Origin of the sequence: Promicromonospora sukumoe (assembly GCF_014137995.1) — a bacterium.
Classification (GTDB): domain Bacteria; phylum Actinomycetota; class Actinomycetes; order Actinomycetales; family Cellulomonadaceae; genus Promicromonospora; species Promicromonospora sukumoe.
On the sequence record NZ_JACGWV010000001.1, the window covers coordinates 2,589,118 to 2,613,470 of the forward strand.

The window sequence follows — 24,353 nt, forward strand, 5'->3', positions numbered from 1 at the left end:
GCTCCTAGGGTCGAGGCAGGCTCACCGTCGCGCCGCCACAGGCTGCGCGCACTCCTGGAAGGGACCCTGCCCATGCTCCTCGATCCCCACGCTCCCGAGGCAGAGACGCCTCATGACGCGCACCCGTCCCTCGACCTGTCCGGCCGGTGGCACTGCGCCCTCGACCCGGAGGGCGCGGGCGAGCTCGACCAGTGGTTCCGCCACGGCCTGCCCGGCCAGCCGGGCCGGCCCGGCCAGCCCTCCGAGCTCACCCTCCCGGGCTCGGTCCAGCACCAGGGCCTCGGCGACGAGGTGAGCGTGGACACCCCGTGGACCGGCAGCATCGTGGACCGCTCGTACTTCACCGAGGACCGGTACGCGCCCTACCGCGAGCCGGGCAACGTGTCAGTCCCGTTCTGGCTGCAGCCCCGCGTCTACTACCGCGGCGCCGCCTGGTTCCAGCGGGAGGTCGAGATCCCGGACGGCTGGCAGGAGCGCGACGTCGTCCTGCACCTGGAACGCGTCCACTGGGAGTCCACTGTCTGGCTCGACGACCGTCTGGTCGGCAGCGAGCGCAGCCTGACCACGGCCCACCGCTTCGACCTCGGCCGCCTCTCCCCCGGCCGGTACCGGCTCACGATCCGGGTGGACAACCGGACCGTCGTCGATGTGGGCCCGAACGCGCACAGCATCTCCGACCACACGCAGGGCAACTGGAACGGCGTCATCGGCGCCCTGTCCCTGACGGCGACGCCGCGGGTGCGGATCAGCCGGGTCCGCGTCCTGCCCGACGTCGCCGCCCGGTCCGCGCGGGTCCGGGTCGACATCGCGGCCGGCGGCGCCGGCGCGGGGAAGGGCAGCGTGCGGGTCTCGGCGCGCCGGTTCAACGTGCCCGGCGAGCACGAGGCCGGGCCGGTGAGCGTCGGCTTCGAGGCCGAGTACAGCCGCGACCTGGGCGAGCGTGGTCTGACGGCGGGCGGCGCGCACGTGGACGTGGACCTGCCGCTCGGCGACGACGCCCTGACGTGGGACGAGTTCCAGCCGGCCCTCTACGACCTGACGGTCGAGCTGGTCACCGAGGTGGACGGACGCGAGCACCGCGACACCGCCGGTACCGTCTTCGGCCTCCGGGAGATGGGCGTCGAGGGCACCCAGGTGACGATCAACGGTCGTCGCACGTTCGTCCGCGGCACCCTGGAGTCCTGCGTGTTCCCGCTGACGGGCTACCCGCCGACCGACGTCGATGCGTGGCGCCGCATCATCGCCGTGTGCCGGGCGCACGGCCTGAACCTGCTGCGGTTCCACTCCTGGTGCCCGCCGGAGGCCGCCTTCGTCGCGGCGGACGAGGCCGGCTTCTACTTCCAGGTCGAGGGCCCGGTCTGGGCCAACCAGGGCGCGGCGCTCGGCGAGGGGCGCCCGGTGGACGCGTACCTGTTCGACGAGACCCGCCGCATCCTGGACGCCTACGGCAACCACCCCTCGTTCGTCATGATGGCGCACGGCAACGAGCCGGGCGGCCGGGACGCGGAGTTCCTCGCCTCGTGGGTCACCGCCTGGCGCACCTACGACCCGCGCCGGCTGTACACCAGCGGGGCGGGCTGGCCCGCGATCACCGAGAACGACTTCGACAACATCCCCGACCCGCGAGCGCACCGCTGGGGCGAGGGCCTGGAGTCGCGGCTCAACGGCCGGCCGCCGGAGACGCGGTCCGACTACCGGGAGTGGGTGGAGTCCCGGCCGCGCCCGATCGTCAGCCACGAGATCGGTCAGTGGTGCGCCTACCCCGACCTCGACGAGGTGTCGCGGTACACGGGGCTGCTGCAGCCCAGGAACTTCGGCATCTTCGCCGACTTCCTGGAGCAGGGCGGCATGTCCGACCAGGCCGGGGCGTTCCTCCAGGCCTCGGGCCGGCTGCAGCTCCTCTGCTACAAGGAGGACATCGAGGCGGCGCTGCGCACCGAGGGCTTCGGTGGCTTCCACCTGCTGGGGCTCACCGACTTCCCGGGTCAGGGGACGGCGCTCGTGGGCGTGCTCAACCCCTTCTGGGAGTCGAAGGGCTATTCCACGGCCGAGGAGTTCGCCCGGTTCTGCGGCCCCACCGTCCCGCTGGCGCGGCTGCCGCGACGCGTGTGGACCGCCGACCAGGAGATCGAGTTCGACGTGCAGGTGGCCCACTTCGGCGCGGCGCCGCTCGACGCGGACGTGACCTGGAGCCTGCGCGACCAGAACGGCGCCGAGCTCGGGAGCGGCCCGGTCGCCCAGGGCGTGACGATCGCCGTCGGCAACGGCACACGCCTCGGGCCGGTCGTCGTGCCCGCCGGCCTGACGGCCGGCCCCGCGCAGGTCACCCTGGCGGTCACGGTGCACGACGCCGCGGGCGCCCGGTACGAGAACGACTGGGACCTGTGGGTCTACCCGGCCGCCGCGAGCGTGGACGTCCCGGCGTCGGTGGTCGTCACCAGCGACGTCGAGGAAGCCGCGGAGCGGGCCGCCGGCGGAGCCACGGTCCTGCTGGAGCTCGGGGCGGACAGCATCGGGAACGACGTCGCGCTCGGGTTCACGCCCGCCTTCTGGAACACCGCCTGGACCAAGGGCCAGGCGCCGCACACCCTCGGCGTCCTGCACGACCCGCAGCACCCCGCCTTCCGCCACTTCCCCACGGGTGGCACCACCGACTGGCAGTGGTGGGAGGTGCTGCACGGCGCGAAGGCGATGCTGCTCGACGAGCTCCCTGCCGGGCTCCGGCCCGTCGCCCAGCCGATCGACACGTGGTTCGAGGCCAGGCGGCTGGGTGTCCTGCTGGAGGCGAAGGTCGGGAGCGGGCGGGTCATGGTCAGCTCGCTCAACCTGGACCCCGCCGGAGACCGCGCCGCGGCACGCCAGTTCCGGCACAGCCTGCTGAGCTACCTGGCCGGCGACGACTTCGCGCCCGAGGAGTCCCTGGAGCCGGACGCCCTGCGCAGCCTGCTGCGGTGAGGCAAGGAGGTGCGCGCCGTGAGGGCGCGCACCTCACGCCTTCTGTCCGTGCCGCTTCGACAGCTCTCCGTACACCTCGTCGGTCACCGGTTCCAGCCATTCGTTGCGCACGTCCGGGCCAGGCGTGATGAGGGCGACGTGGGAGAACCACGAGTCGGCCTTCGCCCCGTGCCAGTGCTTCGTGCCCGCCGGGACACGGATCACCGATCCGGGCTCCAGGCTCACGGGCTCCTCGTTCTCGGCCTGGTACCAGCCGCTGCCGGCCGTGCACAGCAGGATCTGGTCGCCTCCCCCGTCGCCGCCGTGGTGGACGTGCCAGTTGTTGCGGCAACCCGGCTCGAAGGAGACGTTGCTGACCGGGACGCTCCCGCCCGCCAGCGGGGCCAGATAGCTCTGTCCGATGAAGTACTGCGCGTAGGCGTCGTTCTTCTCGCCGAGCGGGAAGATCTGGTCGAAGTGGCCGTCGGGCATGGTGTTCTTCCTCTGTTCCTAGCGGTTGACGTAGCCCATGTGCTGGGCGTTGTAACGGTCGCCACGCACGCCGATCCGGCGGGCCAGCGAATCCAGGTCGGCGATCTCGTCGGCGGACAGCGCGACGGTCGTCGCGGCGGCGTTCTCCTGGACACGGGCGGCGCGTCGGGTGCCGGGGATCGGGACGATCCACGGCTGCTGCGCGAGCAGCCAGGCCAGGGCGATCTGCCCCGGCGCCGCACCCTTCTCCTTCGCGAGGTCCTTCACCTGGTCGACGAGCGCCTGGTTCGCGGCGAGGTTCTCCGCCTCGAAGCGCGGGACCCGGTGACGGATGTCCCCCGCGTCGAAGCTGGTGGACGTGTCGACGGTGCCGGTGAGGTACCCCTTGCCGAGGGGGCTGAACGGCACGAACCCGATGCCGAGCTCCGCCAGGGTCGGAAGCACCTCGGCCTCCGGGTCCCGGGTCCACAACGAGTACTCGCTCTGCACCGCGGTGACGGGGTGGACGGCGTGCGCGGCGCGGATCGTGGACGCGGACGCCTCGGACAGCCCGAAGTGCTTGACCTTGCCCTCGGCGACCAGGTCGCCGACGGTCCCTGCGACGTCCTCGATCGGCACGTCCGGGTCGACACGGTGCTGGTAGAACAGATCGATCGTGTCCGTGCGGAGCCGGCGCAGGGAGGCCTCGGCAACGCGTCGGATCTGCTCGGGGCGGCTGTCCAGCCCGACGCTCTGGCCGTCCCGGATGTCCCAGCCGAACTTGGTGGCGATCACGACCTGGTCGCGGACCGGCTGGAGGGCCTCGCCGACGAGCTCCTCGTTGTCGTAGGGGCCGTACACCTCGGCGGTGTCGAAGAAGGTCACGCCCAGCTCGACGGCGGAGCGGAGCACGGCGATCATGTCGTCGCGGTCGCCGGGGTTGGGGCCGTAGCTCTGGGACATGCCCATCGCACCGAGCCCGATCGCCGAGACTTCGAGGCCCTGTCCGAGATTCCTGGTGTGCATGGTCAGTCCTTCGTCGTCGTCGGGCGCCCGCTCAGGGGCGACGGGGTCGAGGTGGCTGCGAGGCTGGCCAGCAACCGCAGACGCTCCTCGCTGGGCGAGCCGGGCTCGGCGGTGTAGATCAGGAACGACAGGCCCGGCTCAGCCGTCAGCTCCAGGCCCTCGTACGTCAACGTCAGCTCGCCGACCTCGTGGTGGCGGAAGTTCTTGGTGCCGGAACCGTGGCGGCGGACGTCGTGGGTGCCCCACCGGGTGCGGAACGCGTCCGAGCGGGTGGACAGCTCCCCGACCAGGTCGTGCAGCAGCTTGTCCCGAGGGTCCCGGCCGGCCTCGGTGCGCAGGATCGACACCGTGACGTCGGCCGCAGGCCCCCAGTCCGGGTAGAACTCCTTGGCGCGCTCGTCCAGGAAGCAGTACCGCGCGAGGTTTCCCTGCCCGGGTCCGTCGAAGACCTCGTCGTAGAACGCCCGGCCGAGCGGGTTGGTCGCGAGCACGTCCATCCGGCCGTTGCGCACGAACGCGGGCCCACGGTCGATGACGTCCAGCGCCCGCGTGAGGCTCTCGCGCGCGACCCACTTCTTCGGTTGCCGCTTGCGGACCGGGTCGACGCCGCCGTGTGCGGCACGGGCAAGGTCGAAGAGGTGCTCGCGCTCGGCGTCGTCGAGCTGGAGGGCGCGGGCGACGGCCTCGAGGACGGAGTCGGACACACCAGCCAGATGTCCACGTTCGATCTTGGCGTAGTACTCCGGGCTCACGTCCGCGAGCATCGCCACCTCGCTCCGCCTGAGCCCCGTCACGCGCCGGTTCCCCGAGAAGACCATCCCGGCCTCCTCCGGGCTGACCTTCGCGCGGCGCGACATGAGGAACTCGCGTGCCTCGTTCCTGTTGTCCACGCATCCAACGTACGGCGGGAAGCCGGCGCGAGGGATTCCCTGCCAGTACCCCCTTCGACGGAGACTCCCGCGAGCGCCGGACCCGCGCTGGAATTGCTTGACCAGAGAACGACGAGCGAGGGGAAACGACCTTGACTGAGAGCAGCACCGGCTGGACCGGGGGCCAGAACGCCTTCGGTGACTTCGCCCCCGGAATGGTCCACTACACCGACAGGGTCCTGTTCGACGAGGTCTGGGAGCGCGAAGGCCTCTCCAAGCGGGACCGCAGCCTCGTGACGGTGGCGGCACTGACCGCGCTGGGCAAGACCGACCAGCTCGCGTTCCACCTCGGCTATGCCCGCCAGAACGGCGTCACCGACGACGAGCTGAAGGAAGCCCTCCTGCAGCTCGCCTTCTACGCCGGATGGCCCAACGGCATGGGCGCGATGAACGTGCTGAAGAGCATCGTCGACAGGGAGGCCTCGGACCGCTCGGATCAGTGACCTGGTCCCGGCAGGGCGGTGACATCCGTGCCGGGCCTCCGGCCCCCGAGGATCACGAAACGGTTACACCGCTGCCGGCCGCTTGGACAGGCGGCTGGCAGCGAGCTACATTCATAATCACAAAACAGACTGACCAGTCAGTCGGTATTGGGCGGTGCTGCACCCGGCAGCACGCGCCCGGCCGGGTGGAAGGACCACGGCGTAGTGGTCACCCTCGCCCGGCGGAACCGTCACCGCACCCATCGACCCCATGCCGTGAGCCTCCCGGCCAAGCGGTGACCGACCGCAGATCCCCCACCCCTGCCGACGGACCACGCCGCAGTGGTCACTCTTGCCTGCCTGCTGACACGACACCGCAGGCCACCCAGCTCAAGGAGGAGCCCATGACCACACCCATCAGACCCGTGCCCAGCGCGCAGGTGAAGAGGTACCTCGACTCCCTGACACCCCAGGCGAACTACTGGGGTCGCGACGTCGCCGCGCTGCGGAGACAGGCCCGGGGCCACGTCCTGGCGTTCCGCGGTCCGCTGGAGCCCGTGGCCCACGTGGAGACCGTCGAGGCCGGCGGCGTCCCCTCCAGGCTCTACCGGCCGCGGGGCGACGAGGACGACGTCCTGGTCTGGATGCACGGCGGCGGCTGGATGCTCGGCGACCTGGACTGCTGCGAGGGCGTCGCGCGAGCGATCGCCAACCGTGCCGGGTGCGCCGTGCTCACGGTCGACTACCGGCTCGCTCCCGAGCACCCGTTCCCCGCCGCGTTCGACGACACGTGGGCCGCCGTCGGCTGGGCACGAGAACACTTCGCCGGGGTCGCCGTCGGGGGCGACAGCGCCGGCGGCAACCTCGCGGCGGCGGCCGCGCTCCGGGCGCGGGACTCCCAGGTCGACCTGGCGCTGCAGCTGCTGGTGTACCCGGTCCTGGACAGCATCATGGATACCCCGGCCAAACGCCGGTTCGTGACGTCGTACTCGACCTTCGCGGGGACGGTCGACTACGGCAGGACAGCGTTCGAGCGGATCGCCTACCTGTGGGACGCCTACGTCCCCGACCGGCCGATGCGACGCTCTCCCGTCGTCTCGCCGCTGCACGCCGAGACGTTGCGCGGCGTCTCCCCCGCCGTCGTCATCACCGCCGAGCACGACATCCTGCGCGGCGAGTCCCTCGAGTACGCCGCGCGCCTGCGCGTGGACCTCGTCCCCGTCGAGGTCCACGACTACCCGGGCCAGATCCACGGGTTCATCGAGTACCTCGGCGTCATGCCGGACGCGACGGACGCCCTGGACAAGGCCGGCTCGGCGCTGCGCCGGGCCTTCGCCCACCGCGATCCGGACCGCGCGGGTCTCGCGATCAGCACACCGTCCGACATCCATTCGTGAGGAGCTGTCATGCGTACCACCACCCTGCCCCGGCGAAGCCTTCGACCGGGCCGGAACATCGCCCTTCCCGTCGTCCTGACGGCCCTCCTCGCCTCCTGCGGCGCCCCGGGCGCGCAGAGCCCGCTGTCCGACACACCGACGGACGTGAGCACGAGCATCGGCGACGAGCCGGTCACCCTCGACGTGCTCGTGTCCACCCCTGACGTGCCGCTCTACGAGGCGCTCGGCGAAGCCTTCCAGGGCGAGCACTCCAACGTAACCGTGCAGGTGACCGGCGAGGACTTCAACAGCCTGACGACGAACGTCCCCCGCCTGATCTCGGGCACGGAGGTGCCCGACCTGGTCCGGCTGGCCTCCTTCGGGAACCTGGTCGAGGACAAGCTGCTGACCAACCTGGACCCGTACGCCGAGGCGTACGGGTGGACCGCGTGGCCGCAGTCGCAGTTCGCCTCCACCCGCGTGGGCGACGACGGGCGGCAGCGCGGCACCGGGCACCTGTACGGCGCCGGACCCGGGTTCGGGCTGACGGGCGTCTACTACAACAAGTCGCTCGCGGAGCAGATCGGCATGTCCGAGCCGCCCGCCACCCTCGGCGACCTCGAGGAGAGCATGGGGAAGGCGAAGGACGCCGGCCTGCTGCCGATGATGGTCAACGGCAAGGACGGCGGCCTGGCGTACCCGCTGCAAAACCTCCAGATGAACGCCGCGGACGGCACCCAGGTGGTCCAGGACTGGAACTACAACACGCCGGGCGCCGACATCGACACGCCCGCCCTGGTGGACGCCGCCACGACGCTCCAGGGCTGGAGCGACGAGGGATACCTGCCGGACGACGTCAACAGCATCGACCAGACCCAGGCCCCCGCCAGGTTCGCCGAGGGTGAGGGCGTCTTCTTCCCGAGCGGCAACTGGCAGGCACCCGTCCTCCAGGAGGCGGGCGGGGGCGAGATCGGCTTCTTCCTCTTCCCGCCCGACGACGCCGGCGAGCCGTTCACCGCGATGACCGCCGCCGGCGTGCTGGCGATCCCCACCAAGTCGGACCAGCCCGACGCCGCGGCCGCGTTCCTCGACTTCATCCAGACGGACGACGGCGCCCGCCAGAGCACGCTCGACCTGCTCGGTCTGCCGCCCGGCGGGCCGGAGGACGCGTCCCTGCCGGACTCCGAGCCCGGGTCGCTCGTCGCCGGCACCGTCGAGTCGTTCCAGATGCTGCTGGAGAGCGACGGCCTGGTCGACTTCATGTCGAACTCGACCGCGTCCATGCACGCGAACACCCTGATCCCGCAGACCCAGCTGCTCGTGGCCGGGAAGACCTCACCGGCCGAGTTCTCCGCGGCGATCCAGAAAGACTACGAAGAGGCGGAGAAGTAGATGTCCGGGGGTGAGACCATGACACGCGACGCAGGCACCAGACCGCCGGGCCACCTGGTACGACGCCCGACCGTGGGCACGCCGGACCCGGGGCCACCACCAGGTCCGCATCCTGCTCGACGACGACGACGTCCGGCACGGCGGTGGAGCGCCCTGCTCTGGGTGGCGCCGGCGATGATCATGTACGGCGTGTTCGTCCTGTACCCGCTGGGCCAGTCCGTGCAGTTCTCGTTCTACGAGTGGGACGGCATCGGGCCGGCGACGCCGGCGGGCCTGGACAACTGGCGGGCGATCTTCACCGAGCCCGAGCTGCTCGGGTCGGTGCTCCACGCGTTCGTCCTCATCTTCTTCTACACCGTCCTCCCGGTCAGCCTGGGGCTCGTCGCCGCGAGCCTCATCCGGGAGCTCCGGATCGGGGCGTTCAACACCACGGCGCGGGTCGTGCTGTTCGTCCCCCAGGTGCTGCCGCCGGTGGCGGCCGGCATCGCGTGGACGTGGATGTTCTCCACCGACGGGCTCGTCAACCAGACGCTGAGCGCGGTCGGCCTGGAGTCCCTGACGCGTGCGTGGCTCGGCGACTTCACGTTCGCGCTGCCGGCCGTCGGGGTCATCGGCTTCTGGCTGTCGTTCGGCTTCTGCACGGTGCTCCTGCTGTCCGGCGTCGGCAAGATCGACCCGTCGCTCTACGAGGCGGCCCGCCTGGACGGGGCGGGCCGCGTCGCCGAGTTCTTCGCGGTCACGCTTCCCGGGCTCCGCGGGGAGATCGCCGTCTGCGCGACCATCGGCACGATCGCGGCACTGGCCAGCTTCGACGTCGTCCAGATCGCGACCCAGGGCGGCCCGGGCTACCAGACGATGGTGCCCGGCGTGGAGATCTACCGGCTCACCTTCCTGGAGCAGCAGGTCGGCCAGGCCTCGGCCCTCGCCGTCTTCCTCGCGGCGCTCGTCCTGCTCGTCATCTGGCCCATCCAGCGACTCGGGAGGCACGAATGAACACCGTCTCGTCGACCCGCCACGGCCTCGTCTCGCGGGTCGTCATCCTCGTGGCGCTCATGGCGTTCGCGGTCCTGCCCCTGCTCAGCATGCTCACGGCCGCGCTCGCACCGCAGAACAGCACACCACCCGGGCTCGCCTGGCCGGAGGACCCGCAGTGGCAGAACTTCGCCGACGCCTGGACGGCGGCGAACTTCCTCGCGCTGTTCGAGTCGAGCGTCCTGATCGTGCTGGGCGTCGTGCCGGCCGCCGTCGCCATGGCCGCCGCGGCCGGGTACGGGCTCGCGCAGCTCGACGTACCCGGCGGCAGGTTCGTCAACGCCCTGCTGCTCGTCGGGCTGACCCTGCCGTTCGAGGCGCTCATCACGCCGCTCTACTACAACCTGCGCGACATGGGGCTGCTCGGGACGCGGTGGGCCGTCATCCTGCCGCTCATCGGGCTGCTCATGCCGTTCGGGGTGTTCTGGATGCGGGCGAGCTTCCTCCGGGTGGAGACGGCGCTGACCGAGGCCGCCGAGCTCGACGGCGCCACCCCGTGGCAGATCTTCCGCCAGGTCCAGCTGCCGCTCGCGGTGCCCGCCCTGTCGGCACTCACGATCCTGTTCTTCCTCGCGACCTGGAACCAGTACCTGCTGCCGCTCGTGCTCATCGACGACCCGACCATGCGTACCGTCGCCGGCGGCCTGGGCGCGTTCCAGGGTGAGCACGGCACGAACATCGCATTGTTGTGCGCCGGTTCATTGCTGATCATCGCCCCCTCGCTGCTGGTTTTCCTGTTCTTCCAGCGGCATTTCGTGAAGGCCCTTCTTCAGGGCGCCGTCAAGTAGGGAGATAGGATCTGGATATGGGACGGCAATACGATCTTGAGGCGACACGAGGCACCGGCGGCATCAAGAAGACCGAGTCGGCGAAGGGCAGGGCTCGAAAGGAGCTGATCGTCGAGGCCGCCACCCGTCTCGTGGCGCGCAACGGGTCCCGGGGCACCAATCTCGCCGAGATCGCCACCGAGGCCGGGGTCTCGCAGAGCGGCCTCCTCTATCACTACCCGACCAAGGAGGCGCTGCTCAACGCCGTGCTGGACCGGCGCGACGAGACCGAGGACGAGATCCTGTGGCGGGACGCCGACGCAGGCCTCGGCATCCTCGATGTCATCGCCCAGAACGTCACGCGCTGGGCCGAGAACTCCCAGACGGTCGGCATGCACACCGTGCTGGTCGTCGAGAACCTGGGCGAGGACGGCGCCCTCCACCCCCGGCTGGCCGGCCGGTACCACGCGACCGTCGACCGGGTCGCCGCGGTCCTGTCCTCCGCACAGGACCGCGGCGAGATCCGGGACGACGTCGACACCCGCCTCAAGGCCGTCGAGATCATCGCCTTCGTCAACGGCCTGGAGACCGCCTGGCTGCTCGATCCCGAGATCCCGGTGGCCGTGACCGCGAAGGCGTGGGCGACCCAGCAGCGGCTCGCGATGGCGACGTCGCCGGGCTAGCCCGCACCCCCTCCCCGGACCGCCAGGTCCCTGATCCCTCGCCCGGGCGAGGCGAGCACCGCGTGCGCCGCGCGGCCCAGGTTCCCCGTCAGCTCGTCGAGCGTCCTCGTGGCGAACGCGGGGCGGTGCGCCCACAGGTCGCCGGAGACATGGCCCTCGTACGAGTGGCGGAGCTGAAAACCGAGGCGCACGGCCCCGCTGAACGACGACGCCATCCGCGGCCGGAGCCGGTCGGTCGGCAGCGGACGGAGGAGCATGCCGATGCTCCCGCCGTCCGCTGCCGTGATCGTGACGGCCCTGGCCCGGACGTGCGGCATGTAGTTGATCGAGAGGTCGAACAACGAGCCGTCCGGCCGGATCGCACCGGGCAGCTCCTGACGGAGCACCCCGACCGGGACGCGGTGCAGGTGCGCGCGTCGCGTGGCGTCGTGGACGCGGCCGGCGAGCTCCCCGAACGACGGGTTGTCCCGCAGGTCGACCCGGACGGGCACGTGGTCGCTGACGAGACCGACGGTCTGCGACACCCCCGGGGCGTCCCGGTTGGCCGTGACGCACCCGATCATCACGTCGTCGCCGAGGTAGGGCGCGAGCGACGCCAGGACCAGGGCGCGCAGGGCACTGGCCGGCTTGGCGCCGTGCTGCGCGCCGAGCCGCAGCACCGCACCGGCCGCCGCCGCTGCCACGAGCGGAAGCGGGTGCGCCTCCAGCCACAGCGGATCGTCCGGGCCGGTGCGTTCCACGGGCAGGCGCGGCGGGTCGGCCGGGAACTGCTCGCCCCAGTACCCGGCGTTCGCCCCGAGCCCGAGGGTGCGCTCGTGGGCGGCATAGTCGCCCGCCTGGACCTTCGGCGCGGGCGGCGGCGGGTACCCGGGGTCGAGCCGAGCACGGTAGAGCTGGTGGAAGTCACGGAACAGCACCGCGTTGGACCACCCGTCGAAGACGGCGTGGTGCCAGACGGTCAGCAGCACGTGGTGCCGCGGGGCCATCCGGACCACGACCGCCGACCAGAGCGGCGCGGTGAACAGGTCGACCGGCTGCTCGCAGCGCTGGACCGCGAGCTCCTCGAGCGCGGCACGCCGCGCCGTCTGCGGCAGGTGCGAGAGGTCCTCGAACCCCAGGTCGGGACGGAACGGCGCGACGACCTGCTGGGCGATCCCGGCCTCGGTGCGGACGAAGGCCGCGCGCATGGTCTCGTGCCGTTCCACCAGCGCCGCCAGCACGGCTGCCAGGTCGCCGAGGTCCACCGGTCCGGTGATCTCGATCGCGTGCGGGATGTTGTGGTTGGACTCGCGTCCGCCGACCGCCGCGACCCACTCCTGCTGGAGATAGGTGGCCGGCAGCACGACGGTCCCGGCGTCGGCGGCGAGCGCGCTCACCGGGCCGGCTCCAGCGCGGTGCCGAGATCACTGGCGCGGTCCCCGGGACGGTCGGCGAACCTGCGCAGCGCGGCGGCGAACCGCTCGGCGAAACCGGCCGCCTCCGGGTCGCCCAGCATGTTGGCGTCCGCCACGAGGACACCCGAGAGTCGCCCGGCCGGGTCGGACCCGACCTGGAAGTCCAGCAGGGAGGCGCCGTCCCACCAGGGGTGGTCGGTGGGCTCCTCGTGCGCGAGGTCGAAGGGCGAGAAGGCGACCCCCGCGGCGGTGACGACGTCGGCCTGCTGTCCGTGGCTGTAGTTCAGCGACACGTCGAACAGGGGCCCCCGGCCGGCGTCGGGCAGCGCCCCGCGGAGCACGCCGGCCGGTGCCGGGCGGGAGATCGCCCGGTCGTAGGCGTCGGCCGTGCGCCCGACGAGCGTCGCGCACGTCGGGTCGCCGGACAGGTCCACCGTGACGGGCACGTGCCCGGCGAGGAACCCGACCGTGCCGCGGACGTCACGCTGCTGGCGGTTCGACCGCATGACGCCGAACGTGATCCGCTCGTGCGTCGCGTGGTCGCTCAGGGACGCCGCGAGGGCGGCCAGCAGGACGGCGGTCGCGCTCGCGCGTTCCTCGACCATGAGCGGGTGCAGCGCACCCAGCGTCAGGCCGGGGTCGAGCGGGAGCGGTCGCGGCGTGGTGCGGGCGACGGCCCCGACGTCGGACACGGGCTGCGGGAAGGTGAGGCGGGGGCGGGCGTCGGCCAGGGCGGCGCGCCAGTGCCGCCGGGTCGCGGGGTCGTCGGCCAGCTCGGCCTCCCACACGGCGTAGTCGGCGAGGTGGAGCGCGGGCGGCGGGTGCGTGGCGCGCGCGCCGTGCTCGTACAGGTGCGGGAGCTCGTCGCGGATCACGCCGGCGGACCAGCCGTCCATGATCGCGTGGTGCGCGATCACGGCGAACACGCGGTCGTCGTCGGCGAGCGTCACGAGCACGGCCCGGGCAAGGGGGCTGCCCTCCAGCACGAACGGCCGTCGCAGCTCTTCCTGCAGGAGCGCGGCGCAGGCCGGCTCCCGCTGGTCCTCGGCGACGTCGGCGACGCTGACCTCGCGCAGGTCCGGCGGGGCGTGGTCACCGACGATCTGGTGCGCGGGGCCGACGACGTCGCCGCCGGTGCCGCCGGTGCCGCCGCTCGTGCCCTGGCGGGAGAGGGTCGTGCGCAGGGCCTCGTGGCGGGCCGTCAGCGCGTCGAGCGCGGCGCGGACGCGGCCGGGGTCGGCCGGGCCACGCATCCGCACGGCCGCGCCGACGTTGACGCCGGATGCCTGCCCGCCGGTCGCGTCGTAGAGGGAGCGCTGATAGTGCGTCGCGGCGTACTGGGCGCTCATCCGGCCACCCCCCGGGTAGCGCGACCCAGGGGCCGCAGCCGGACCTGCTCCGCCCGCGGCGCCTCGTCCACCGCGGCGGCGTAGGCGCGCAGGGTCGGGTTGGTGTGCAGCACCCGCTCGGGCACGTCCCGCCCCAGCTCGTCGCCGACGAGCAGCGCGACCTCGGCCGCCTCCAGCGAGGACCCGCCGAGCGACAGCCACTCGGCGTCCGGGCCGATCGTGGCGGGACCCACGTCCAGGGCCCGCCCCCAGATGGCCGCCACCGCGCGTTCGGTGTCGCTCGCCACCACGCCGTGCCCGGCGTCCCGCGCGATCAGCCCGGCGACGCTCGCGACCAGCTCACGCTTGACGACCTTGCCCAGGGCGTTGCGCGGGAAGCGCCCGACCTGGACGACCCGCTTGGGCGCGTCGGCCTCCCCCAGCCGCGCGGCCGCGAAGGAACGGACCTGGTCGGGGTCGAGGCCCTTGGAACCGATGACGGTGGCGACGAGGTACTGCCCGAGCGTCGGGTGCGGCAGCCCGAACGCCGCCGCCTCCTCCACGTCGGGGTGGTCCTCGAGGGCGCCCTCCGCGGCGAGCGTGGACACGTTGCGCCCGCCGACGTTCACCGTGTCGGCGCTGCGGTCCTCCAGGTAGAAGTACCCGTCGTCGTCCAGCCGGCCGACGTCGCCGGTGCTCACCCACCGGTCCGGGTGGAAGACCAGGGCGCTCGCGTCCGCGTCGTTCCAGTACCGACGCGGGCGCACGCCGTCCATCCGGAGCTGCACCGACCCCGACACGCCCGCGGCCAGCGGCTCGCCAGACCCGTCGACGATGCGCACCTCGCTCGCGCCGTGCGCCTTCCCGAGCGAGAACGGCCGGACCGGGTCGAAGCGCATCCGCAGGCGCGCGGGCCAGCTCTCGGTCGAGGTGTACATGTTCACGATGCTCGCCGTCGGGAACAGCTCGGCGAGCCGGGCCAGCGTGGCGGCCGAGATCGGCGCGCTCGTGGTCCGCACCTGCCGCACCCCGCTCAGGTCGTACCCCGTCCCGGCCCGCAGGAGCGCGAGCGCGTAGGCGGGGACCAGCACGACGTCGTCGGGCCGGAGCTCCTGCACGGCGCCGAGGAGACGGTCGGCGTCGAACTTCTCGAGCACGATCATGCTGTGCGGCGTCGCGCTCAGCGTCTGCATCATGAGGCTCTGGCCGGCGTTCGTGGCGGGCGGCAGCGCGTGCAGGACCCGGCGCACCGGCTCCTCCCCCGGCGTCGTGCGGTCGCCGCGCGGCCGGACCGCGTGCGTGAGGTTGTCGTGGGTGGAGACGACGCCCTTCGGCCGTCCGGTCGTCCCGGAGGTGAAGAGGATCTCGGCGTCGTCCGACCCGCTCACCGCCACCCCGGTCGAGCCGGTCGGCCGGCCCGCCTCGAGCTGGCGCACCGTCTGGGACCAGCCCGGGCACCCGGCCACGGGCACGTCGCCGATGACACCGACCGCCCCGGCCTCCGCGCAGACGCGAGCGATGTGGTCGTCGCTGCTGGACGCCAGCACCGGCACGGCGATCGCGCCGGCGGCCTGCACCCCGACGTAGGCGACCGCGAAGGCGATCCAGTCGCCGGAGGCGCGCACGACCACCCGGTCGCCGGGCTGGACGCCCCGGGCGACGAGGCCGTGACCGACCGCGCGGGAGCGCTGGTTCCACGCCGTATAGCTGAGCCGGCCGGCGCCGACACGTTCTATCGCGGTCGCGTCGGGCCTCTCCTCGGCCCGGGCCGCGAGCATGCCTGTCACGGTGAGAATGGGCTGATGATTCACGATGACCCCTCATTTTTGTCGCGGTGAATTGCTTTCATCATGCCGAGACAAATTCGGGATATTCAAGCGGGACGACCATTGTTCACAGCCCGGTCACGTCCAGGAAACGGATTCAATCGGTCCACATGAAGATTGAATCATTCCGCATTGGAATGTGATCCGTCCGCGACAGTTTTCACCCTTTCTTGCACCTTTTCAATCGTTCGGCATTCACCTGTCTCGTCCGGGCTCCGGCCGCCGCGAGCGCCCCGCGACGGCCGTGTCAGTTTCCTCGCGGTTATTGGCATCGCCGCCACTGGTATCCGCGGATCGTGCGCGCGACGCTGAGGGACCCGTTCGCCCCAGCGCCTCCCGCGCTCAGAACCCAGGAGAGACACACCGATGACAGACCTGATGAAGGCCGTCGTGCTCACCCGCTTCGGCGGGACCGACGCCTTCGAGCTGCGCGACGTCCCCGTGCCGCCCGTCGGACCCCGCCAGGTGCGGGTGCGCGTCCACGCGACCGCGGTCAACCCGCTCGACTACCAGATCCGCCGCGGGGACTACGCGGACCACGTGCCGCTCCCGGCGATCACCGGGCACGACGTCTCCGGCGTGATCGAGGAGGTCGGGTCCGACGTCACCGAGTTTCGCGCCGGCGACGCGGTGTACTACACGCCCCGGATCTTCGGCGGCCCCGGCTCCTACGCCGAGCAGCACGTCGCCGACGTCGACCTCGTGGGCCGCAAGCCCGAGAACATCAGTCACCTGGAGGCCGCGAGCCTGACGCTCGTCGGCGGAACCGTCTGGGAGGCCCTGGTGACGCGGGCCCAGCTCACCGTCGGCGAGACGATCCTGGTCCACGGCGGCGCGGGCGGCGTCGGCACCATCGCGATCCAGGTCGCGAAGGCGATGGGCGCCCGGGTGATCACGACCGCGCGGGCCGTCGACCACGAGTTCGTGCGCTCCCTCGGGGCGGACGACGCGATCGACTTCACCTCGACCGACTACGTCCACGCCGTGGCCGAGCTGACCCACGGCAAAGGCGTCGACGTCGTCCTCGACACGATCGGCGGCGATGCGCTGACCCGCAGCCCGCTGGCACTCGCCGACTTCGGCCGCGTCGTCAGCATCGTCGACATCGCGCAGTCGCAGAACCTCATCGCGGCGTGGGACAGGAACGCCGCCTACCACTTCGTCTTCACGCGACAGAACCGGGGGAAGCTCGACGCGCTCACCGCGCTGGTCGAGCGTGGTCTGGTGCGGCCGGTCGTCGGGGCGACCCTTCCGCTGGCGCGGATCGGCGAGGCGCACGAGCTGCTGGAGAACAAGCGGTCGTACGTGCTCCACGGCAAGGTCGCGATCGACGTGGCGGGCGAGACGGTCGCGCTTCCCCCGCGCGCCTCGTAGCGGGACGCGGTCGGACGACGTCCGCCGTCGTCAGTCCCGCCCGGAGAAGGTGGCGCGGTACTCCGAGGGCGACACGTCCAGGAGCCGGCGGAAGTGCAGCCGGAGGTTCGAGCCGGTGCCCAGGCCGACCCGCTCCGCGATGCGGTCGACGGACAGCCGCGTGCTCTCCAGGAGCTCGCGCGCAGCGTCGACCCGCGCCCGGAGGATCCACCGCATCGGGGTGCTGCCCGTCTCCTCGGTGAACCGGCGCAGGAACGTGCGGGACGACAGCCGGGCGTGCGCGGCGAGCCCGGCGACGGTGAGCGGCTGGTCGAGGTGCGCCAGGGCCCACTCGCGCGTCGCGGCGAGGGTCTCGCCCTGCACGGCCGCCCTGGCCGTCGGCAGGTACTGGGCCTGGCCCCCGGTCCGGTAGGGCGCGGTGACGAGCCCGCGCGCGATCTCGGTCGCCGGGCTCACGCCGAGGTCGCGCCGGACGATGTGCAGGCACAGGTCGAGACCGGCGGCGGCCCCCGCGGAGGTCAGGACGGCACCCTCGTCGACGAAGAGCACGTTCGGCTCGACGGTGACCCGCGGGTGCCGCTGCGCGAGCAGCTCTGCGGCGTCCCAGTGGGTCGTCGCGCGCAGGCCGTCGAGCAGGCCGGCGTCCGCGAGGGCGAACGCTCCGTAGCAGATCGAGGCGACGCGGGCCCCGCGCGAGGCGGCACCGCGGAGCGCCTCGCGCACCTCGTCCGGGAGCGGCCGGCCGACCGGGACGTACCCCGGGACGATGACCGTGTCAGCGTCGTCCAGGGCATCCAGGCCCCGCGGGACCGTGAAGCCGAAGTGCCCGTGGGACGACACCGTCCCGGCGGTCACCCCGCAGGCCGACACCTCGTAGGGGAACCCCGTCTCCGGGTGGAACACCTCCGCCGGGATACCGACGTCGAGCGGGCGCGCCCCGTCGAGCACGAGGACCACCACCCGGTGCGGTCGCTGCATGGCCCGGCTCCGATCCGGCCGGCGCGTGCCGACCCTGTCACGATCCTCGCACGTGCGGGCATTGCCGCCACAGCCCTGCTCTCAGGCCGAGCGGTGCCGGACCGACAGCGCGGCCGCCTGGCGCACGGCCTCGATCATGCTGCCCACCCGCACCACGCCCTTGCCGGCGATGTCGAAGGCCGTGCCGTGGTCCACGGAGGTCCGGATGACGGGCAGCCCCACCGTGATGTTCACGCCGTCCTCGATGCCCAGGACCTTGATGGGGCCGTGCCCCTGGTCGTGGTACATCGCGACGATCAGGTCGTAGTCGCCCCGCCCCGCGAGGAAGAACGCCGTGTCCGCGGGGAGCGGGCCGGTCACGTCGAGGCCGTCGGCCTGCAGGACCTTGACCGCCGGCACGATCTTCTCCTCCTCCTCGCCGTGCCCGAACAGACCGTGCTCGCCCGCGTGCGGGTTGATCGCGCACACCCCGATGCGCGGCGCGGCGACGCCGGCCCGCACGAGCGCCTCGTTCCCGCGGCGCACGGTGCGCTCGACGAGGCCCGGCTCGATCTTCGCGACGGCGTCGACGAGACCGATGTGCGTCGTGACGTGGATGACCTTGAGCTGCGGGGAGCTGAGCATCATCGAGACCTCGGGGGTCCCGGTGAGGTGCGCGAGCAGCTCCGTGTGGCCGGGGTACCGGTGGCCGCCGAGGTGGAGGGCCTCCTTGTTCAAGGGGGCCGTGCAGATCCCCTGCACCTCACCCGCGAGCGAGAGCTCGGACGCGACCTTGACGTACTGGTACGCCGCGTCGCCCGCGAGCGCGGACAGCTCGCCCCAGGGCAGGTCCGACGGGATCAGCCCGAGGTCGATGACATTGATGCGACCGTCCTCGAAGACCGCGTCGGCGGTTCCTTCCACGGCGACGACGTCGACCGCGAGCCCGAGGATGCGGGCTGCCTCCTGGAGACGGGCGCGGTCGCCCACCACCACGGGCCGGCACAGGCGGAGCACCTCGGGGTCGGCGAGCGCGCCGACCGTCACCTCGGGGCCGACGCCTGCCGCGTCGCCCATGGTCACCGCGATGAGGGGGCGGCTGTCCGTCCCGTTCTCGACCGTGGCGGTCTCTCGTTCGCTCTTCGTCGTCATGTCGGTCCTCTCGTGGATGGTGCGCTCTGGTCCGAGCGCTCGGAAGATCTGGGTGATGGACGCGTCGTCCCCGAAGCTGCCGGGGCGGACCGACACAAGCCGGCCCGCGCCCGTGCCGGCCACCACGGCACCGTGGTGGACCTCGCCGAACACGTGCAGGGTCGCCTCGCCCAGCCGGTCGAGCACCGCACGGGCGGTCTCGCCTCCGGTCAGGAAGAGGGCGGTACGCGGGTCACGCGCGACGGCGGCGGAGACGATCTCGGCGAGCGACGCGGTGACGCGACGCTGCTCGGCGCGCCCGACGGGCGCCTCCCCCTCCAGCGCGACGCAGACGTCGCGGCCGGTGAGGGCCTCCGCCAGGTCGTGCGCGGCGCGGGCCAGGCGAGTGCCGTCGGCCGCAAGAAGATCCTTGATGTCCAGGCGCCGGACCAGCACCCCGGCGGTCGCGGCGGCCTCGGCGAGCTGCCGGTTCGCGACCGGGGCGGCGGTGCCGACGACGCCGAGCACGCGGCGCGCGGGTTCGGGGCGCGCGGACTCCGAGCGCGCGGACTCCGGGCGCGGTCGCTGCGCCGCCCGTCCGGCCGGTGCCACCGGGCGGGTCCGGGCCAGCAGGTGACCGATCAGGTCGGACGACCCGGCGAGCACCGCGCCGTGCCGGTGCGCGGCGTCGGCGACGGTGCTCAGGTCGTCGTCGTCGACGGCGTCGCAGACCAGGACGCCCGATGCGCCGGCCGCGAGCGCCGCGGCAAGGCCGCCCGCACGCAGCTCGGCCAGCGGCACTGTGCGGGACGGGAGCTCCCCGACGGCGTCCCGCACCGTTCTCGGCGCGGGACGGGCCTCGGCGGACCAGGCTCCCGTGTCGTGCAGGGCGACGCCGTCCAGCCGGAGCACGCCGTCCAGCACCGTTCGTCCCAGCCGCGGCAGCGCGGGGCTGAGCACGACCGTCGACCCGCCGCGCAGGAAGGGGGCGAGCTCGGCCTCGACGTTGCCCCGGAGCAGCGAGTCGATCTTCTTCGCGACGCGGGCTCCGCTGCCGACCAGCGCGCGCAGCACCGTGTCCACGCGCTCCGCCGCGGTGGCGGCGTCGAGAGTGCGGGAGTCGAGGTCCACGACGGGCAGGACCTCGGCATCGGCCGGCCGCTCCGCGACGTCGGATCGCACCTGCGCCGCGGTCCAGCCGACGCGCAGCGCGACGGCGGCCACCTCCGCGGCGCCCGAGAGGTCGTCGGCGAGCACGACCGGCCTGTCCGAGGCCGGGCCCTGCCCGAAGACCTGGTTGTCCACCTGCACGCCTGTCGCCTCCCGAGGTTCCCTGTACGTCGCTGTACGTCACCGGACCGGCTGGTCCTGAGCAGAGTATTGCACGTTGTGCGCAACTTGACGATTTTGGTTGCGCGTTTCGCGCAACCTAGACCTGGCACGCGCGCCGCGAGCGCTCCGGCGTCGTACAACCACGAAATAGTGCACGTAATGCGCAGGGTGCTTGCGCGTAGCGCGCAACTCTGTCAGTGTTACGCCACACCTCGACCCCAAGCGCCGTAGCTCGGAGGGCAGAACGCCTCCGGTGGGCCGAGCACGAGAGCACTGCTCGTCGCAGCGCTGCAACCGGCCCGCCACGGGCCACAGGCTCACCCACCACCAATGACGCCGGAGGAAAAGATGACTCTGTTCGACGGGCTGCTGCGCCCCCGCACCGACGGCGGGACAGAGGCGTTCCTGCCCACCCCCACCGTGCAGTGCCACGCGGCCAACCTCGCCTTCCTGCCCGACGGCGACCTCGCCTGCGTCTGGTTCGGCGGAACCCAGGAGGGCGTCTCCGACATCTCGGTCCACCTCTCCCGGCTCCCCGCCGGCGCGGACCGCTGGCTCGAGCCCGTCCAGGTCAGCTTCGACCCCACCCGCTCGGAGCAGAACCCCATCCTGTTCACCGCCCCCGACGGCGACCTCTGGCTGCTCTACACCGCGCAGCTCGCGGGCAACCAGGACACCGCGGAGGTGCGCCGGCGCGTCTCGCACGATGGCGGCGACACCTGGGACGAGCCGACCGCCCTTCTCGGCGCGGACGCCCCGACCGGCGTGTTCGTCCGCCAGGTGCCGGTCACGCTCAGCAGCGGCCGCATCCTGCTGCCCACCTTCAACTGCGTGGCCGTCCCGGGCGAGAAGTGGGTCGGCAACCAGGACACCGCCTCGGTCTGGTACTCCGACGACGGGGGCCGGACCTGGACCGAGACCCCGGTCCCGGACTCCGAGGGCTGCGTCCACATGAACATCGTGCCCCGCGCCGACGGCACGCTCTGGGCCTGCTTCCGCTCACGCTGGGCCGACCACGTCTACGAGTCCGCGTCCGACGACGGCGGCCTGACCTGGACGCCGTGCCGCCCGACCACGCTGCCCAACAACAACTCGTCGATCCAGGCGCTCACGACGGGCGACGGCGAGATGGCGATGGTCATGAACTACGCCAGCCAGGCCGACGCGACCGGCCGGAGGCTCTCCCTGTACGACGAGATCGACGACGACGGCGTCAAGGACACCGACGGCCCGGTGCTCGCCGAGCCGTCGTTCGACGGCGAGGGGCGCACCGCGTTCTGGGGCGCCCCGCGCGCCCCGATGACCCTGGCCCTCTCGGACGACGACGGCCGCACCTGGCCGGTCGCGTACGACATCGAGAACGGCGACGGGTACTGCATGTCGAACAACAGCCGCGACGGGATCAACCGGGAGATGTCCTACCCGTCGGTCATCGCCGGCCCCGACGGCGACCTCCACGTGGCGTACACCTGGCACCGCAAGGCGATCAAGCACGTGCGCCTGGACGCCGGCACCCTGGCCCGCATCCGGGCCTCCCGTCCCGTCTCCGCCGGTCCCGACCTGCGCGAGCACGCGGGGATCTGATCCGGCCGGCCGCGCCGCGGCCAGCCCCCGGAACCCCGCCACGACGGGCACTGACGCCCGTCCCCCACGACGCCGCCCACACCGAGGTGGGCGGCAACGGATGAAAGGAGTGTGAGTTCGGATGACGTTGCCGATGATCCTGGCGCTGGCCGTCCTGATCGTGATGATCGTTCTCATCATGACGGACGTGCTGCCCTTCGGAGCACCGCCACTGCTGGCCTGCCTGCTGCTCGTGGTCGTCGGCCTGTCGACGGTCCCGGAGGCCTTCGCGGGCTTCACGAACTCGAGCGTCCTGATGATCGCGTTCTTCATGGTCCCACTGGCGGCCATGCAGAAGACACGACTCATCGGCAGGGTCAAGAGATCCATGGGCGAGCTCGTCAAGAAGGGCGGCTACAAGAGCTACGCCCTGCTGATCGTCGTCGTCATGCTGGGGGCCAGCCTCGCGGGCACCGGCGCCACGGGCTACTACGTGCTGGTCGTCGCCCTGGTGTCGACCATCCCGTACGAGAAGAAGCTGCCCACGTCGAAGCTGATGATGCCGCTGGGCCTCGCGACCAACCACCCGCTCGCCCCCGTGAACGTGGCGCTGATCTACGGTGTCATGATCACCGCCCTCGAAGCCTCCGGCTACACCGGCGGCGTCTCGATGGTGAGCTTCGCCCTGGTCAACCTGATCGTGAGCGTCGGCTTCCTGGCCTGGGCGCTCGTGGCGTACCGGCTCCTGCCGGACCACCCGATCGCCGACCCCGCGCCGGAGTCGTCCGCACCGGGCGGCGCAGCCGTGGTGTCCGCCCCGGGCGGCGGGACGCCCGCCCCCGGCAACGGGTCGGGACCGCTGCCGCTGGCGACGGGAACGAACCGGGACCTCGCCCTGCGCGAGTCCGACCGTGGCGGGCTGCCCGCCTGGAAGGAGTACGCCACCGGAGCCATGTTCGTCGTGAGCGTCGTGGCCATGATGCTCCTGAACGTGCTGGGCGACCTCGCCTACGTCGTCCCCGGCCTCTGCGCCTTCGCCCTGCTCTTCATCCGGATGGTCGACTTCAAGGAGTTCCGCGAGAGCCTGTTCGCCCCCGTCATCCTCATGATGGCGGGCGTGATCGGGGTGGCCGACGCCCTCGCGAAGTCGGGCCTGACCGGCCTGGTCGGCAACTCCGTGGCCGACATGGTCGGCTCGTCGGTGTCACCGTTCGTGCTCGTCCTGGTGTTCGCGCTGCTGACCAGCACCGCCGCCGCCTTCACGGGCTCCAACCTCGGCTCAGTGGCGATCTTCGCCCCGATCGCCATCGCGACCTTCCTGAGCCTGGGGCTCAACCCCGTCGCCGCCGCGTGCGCCGTGGCCGTCGCCGGCTGGAACGGCCACTACATGCCCATCGACGGCCTGCCCGCGATGATCTTCGGCATGGGCCGGTACAAGCTGACGGAGTTCTGGAAGTTCACGGTCCCCATGTATCTCATCCGGATCCTCGTCCTGTCCGCAGGCGCCGTCCTGATCTTCCCGGTGTAGCACCCGAGGCCGGAGACTCGCGCCTCGCGCGCAGCATTCTGCGCGTTTCGCGCGATACTCTGGCCGCTTCCCGCTCCATGACGCGAACACCTCGAAGGAGACCCGAATGAGGGCACCACAGCGACGCGAAGAGATCGTACGGATGGCCAGGAGCAACGGGCTGGCCAGCGTCGAGCACCTCGCCGAGGTGTTCGGGGTCACCCAGTCGACGATCCGTCGCGACCTGTCCACGCTCGACAAGTCGAACCAGCTCGCCCGGACCTACGGCGGCGTGATCGCCGTCCGGTCGCCGCACTACGAGGCGAGCCTCCAGGAGCGGGCCTCCGACAGCCATCGCGCCAAGGACACGATCGGCCGCTGGGCGGCCGACCAGGTCGAGCCCGGAGAGACGGTGCTGCTGGACGCCGGGACGACCACCGCGCGGGTCGCGGCGCACCTGCACGGCACGTCGCCGCTCACCGTGGTGACCAGCGGCCTGACGCCGTTCTTCGAGCTCGCGGACGACTCCGCCATGCAGCGCATCCTGCTGGGCGGCGAGTACCGCGAGGTCTCCCAGAGCTTCGTCGGACCTCTGACCGAGGCGGCTCTCGACCGGTGGTCGTTCGACCGGGCGTTCCTGGGGGCCGACGCCGTGACCGCCGAGCGCGGGATCTGTGAGGCCTCGCCCGCGCAGACGAGGCTCAAGGAGCTGATGGCGCGGGCCGGCGACGAGGTCTACGTCCTGGCCCACGCGGGCAAGCTCGGCGCGACGCCGTTCAACGCCTGGGTGCACCTGCCGGGGAAGTGGACCCTCGTCACGGACGCCGGGGCGACCGAGGAGCAGCTCACTCCCTTCAGGGAGCACGGCATCACGACGGTCGTGACGGGCTGACGCACCCCAACCTGATG

19 protein-coding genes are annotated in these 24,353 nt (G+C 72.1%); 11 read left to right on the forward strand and 8 right to left on the reverse strand.

The genetic code is table 11. The annotated features are described in order from the left end of the window. Positions 1 to 72: 72 nt before the first annotated feature. On the forward strand, positions 73 to 2,955 hold the full coding sequence (locus tag FHX71_RS11475; protein ID WP_182616315.1) for a DUF8487 domain-containing protein: 2,883 nt from the start codon (positions 73 to 75) through the stop codon (positions 2,953 to 2,955). 33 nt (positions 2,956 to 2,988) lie between these two features. Here FHX71_RS11475 and FHX71_RS11480 read toward each other — a convergent pair whose 3' ends face one another. The 3 genes from FHX71_RS11480 to FHX71_RS11490 are packed head-to-tail and all read right to left on the reverse strand — an operon-like array spanning position 2,989 to position 5,321. Further along, on the reverse strand, positions 2,989 to 3,426 hold the full coding sequence (locus FHX71_RS11480; RefSeq protein ID WP_182616317.1) for a cupin domain-containing protein: 438 nt from the start codon (positions 3,424 to 3,426) through the stop codon (positions 2,989 to 2,991). A gap of 18 nt (positions 3,427 to 3,444) precedes the next feature. Then, positions 3,445 to 4,431: an aldo/keto reductase gene (locus tag FHX71_RS11485; RefSeq protein WP_182616319.1), complete on the reverse strand. Its 987-nt coding sequence runs from the start codon at positions 4,429 to 4,431 to the stop codon at positions 3,445 to 3,447. A 2-nt stretch (positions 4,432 to 4,433) separates the two neighbouring features. Then, positions 4,434 to 5,321: a helix-turn-helix transcriptional regulator gene (locus FHX71_RS11490; protein WP_182616321.1), complete on the reverse strand. Its 888-nt coding sequence runs from the start codon at positions 5,319 to 5,321 to the stop codon at positions 4,434 to 4,436. Positions 5,322 to 5,452: 131 nt separating this feature from the next. On the opposite strand from FHX71_RS11490, the gene FHX71_RS11495 reads away from it, so the two are divergent. From FHX71_RS11495 to FHX71_RS11520, 6 genes are all read left to right on the forward strand, one after another. After that, the gene (locus FHX71_RS11495) at positions 5,453 to 5,803 is read left to right on the forward strand and encodes a carboxymuconolactone decarboxylase family protein (protein WP_182616323.1); all 351 of its coding nucleotides are present in this window, start codon (positions 5,453 to 5,455) and stop codon (positions 5,801 to 5,803) included. 383 nt (positions 5,804 to 6,186) lie between these two features. Then, positions 6,187 to 7,179: an alpha/beta hydrolase gene (locus FHX71_RS11500; protein WP_182616325.1), complete on the forward strand. Its 993-nt coding sequence runs from the start codon at positions 6,187 to 6,189 to the stop codon at positions 7,177 to 7,179. 9 nt (positions 7,180 to 7,188) lie between these two features. After that, positions 7,189 to 8,550 carry an ABC transporter substrate-binding protein gene (locus tag FHX71_RS11505; protein ID WP_182616327.1) on the forward strand — a complete coding sequence of 454 codons (1,362 nt, stop codon included), beginning with the start codon at positions 7,189 to 7,191 and terminating at the stop codon, positions 8,548 to 8,550. Positions 8,551 to 8,568: 18 nt separating this feature from the next. Next, a complete protein-coding gene (locus tag FHX71_RS11510) occupies positions 8,569 to 9,543 on the forward strand; it encodes a carbohydrate ABC transporter permease (RefSeq protein WP_182616329.1) in 975 nt (324 codons plus the stop codon). After that, on the forward strand, positions 9,540 to 10,370 hold the full coding sequence (locus tag FHX71_RS11515) for a carbohydrate ABC transporter permease (RefSeq protein ID WP_182616331.1): 831 nt from the start codon (positions 9,540 to 9,542) through the stop codon (positions 10,368 to 10,370). Before FHX71_RS11510 ends, FHX71_RS11515 begins: the two co-directional genes overlap by 4 nt. Before the next feature lie 17 nt (positions 10,371 to 10,387). Beyond that, entirely contained in the window at positions 10,388 to 11,032 is a 645-nt protein-coding gene (locus FHX71_RS11520; protein ID WP_182616333.1) for a TetR/AcrR family transcriptional regulator, read from the forward strand. Here the strand turns inward: FHX71_RS11520 and FHX71_RS11525 are convergent. From FHX71_RS11525 to FHX71_RS11535, 3 genes are read right to left on the reverse strand one after another with little or no spacing between them, the layout of a single operon-like run. Continuing rightward, positions 11,029 to 12,408 carry a condensation domain-containing protein gene (locus FHX71_RS11525; protein WP_182616335.1) on the reverse strand — a complete coding sequence of 460 codons (1,380 nt, stop codon included), beginning with the start codon at positions 12,406 to 12,408 and terminating at the stop codon, positions 11,029 to 11,031. The genes FHX71_RS11520 and FHX71_RS11525 overlap by 4 nt on opposite strands. After that, complete coding sequence (locus FHX71_RS11530; RefSeq protein ID WP_182616337.1) at positions 12,405 to 13,775, reverse strand: condensation domain-containing protein; 1,371 nt, start codon at positions 13,773 to 13,775, stop codon at positions 12,405 to 12,407. The genes FHX71_RS11525 and FHX71_RS11530 overlap by 4 nt, the downstream gene beginning before the upstream one ends. After that, positions 13,772 to 15,532 (reverse strand): AMP-binding protein, encoded by a 1,761-nt coding sequence (locus tag FHX71_RS11535; protein ID WP_182616339.1) that lies wholly within the window; start codon positions 15,530 to 15,532, stop codon positions 13,772 to 13,774. The genes FHX71_RS11530 and FHX71_RS11535 overlap by 4 nt, the downstream gene beginning before the upstream one ends. Positions 15,533 to 15,946: 414 nt before the next feature. Here FHX71_RS11535 and FHX71_RS11540 point away from each other — a divergent pair, with 414 nt between their 5' ends. Next, positions 15,947 to 16,954 (forward strand): zinc-dependent alcohol dehydrogenase family protein, encoded by a 1,008-nt coding sequence (locus tag FHX71_RS11540; protein WP_182616340.1) that lies wholly within the window; start codon positions 15,947 to 15,949, stop codon positions 16,952 to 16,954. Positions 16,955 to 16,984: 30 nt separating this feature from the next. Here the strand turns inward: FHX71_RS11540 and FHX71_RS11545 are convergent, their stop codons facing one another. After that, entirely contained in the window at positions 16,985 to 17,932 is a 948-nt protein-coding gene (locus tag FHX71_RS11545) for a GlxA family transcriptional regulator (RefSeq protein WP_182616342.1), read from the reverse strand. Between the two features lie 81 nt (positions 17,933 to 18,013). Then, complete coding sequence (gene pdxA / locus FHX71_RS30030) at positions 18,014 to 20,353, reverse strand: 4-hydroxythreonine-4-phosphate dehydrogenase PdxA (protein WP_312877020.1); 2,340 nt, start codon at positions 20,351 to 20,353, stop codon at positions 18,014 to 18,016. A 369-nt stretch (positions 20,354 to 20,722) separates the two neighbouring features. On the opposite strand from pdxA, the gene FHX71_RS11555 reads away from it, so the two are divergent. From FHX71_RS11555 to FHX71_RS11565, 3 genes are all read left to right on the forward strand, one after another. Beyond that, complete coding sequence (locus FHX71_RS11555) at positions 20,723 to 21,958, forward strand: sialidase family protein (RefSeq protein WP_246402534.1); 1,236 nt, start codon at positions 20,723 to 20,725, stop codon at positions 21,956 to 21,958. A 121-nt stretch (positions 21,959 to 22,079) separates the two neighbouring features. After that, on the forward strand, positions 22,080 to 23,465 hold the full coding sequence (locus FHX71_RS11560; RefSeq protein WP_182616346.1) for an SLC13 family permease: 1,386 nt from the start codon (positions 22,080 to 22,082) through the stop codon (positions 23,463 to 23,465). 106 nt (positions 23,466 to 23,571) lie between these two features. Continuing rightward, positions 23,572 to 24,336, forward strand: coding sequence for a DeoR/GlpR family DNA-binding transcription regulator (locus FHX71_RS11565; protein WP_182616347.1), 765 nt, complete (start codon positions 23,572 to 23,574; stop codon positions 24,334 to 24,336). The last annotated feature ends 17 nt before the right edge of the window (positions 24,337 to 24,353 follow it).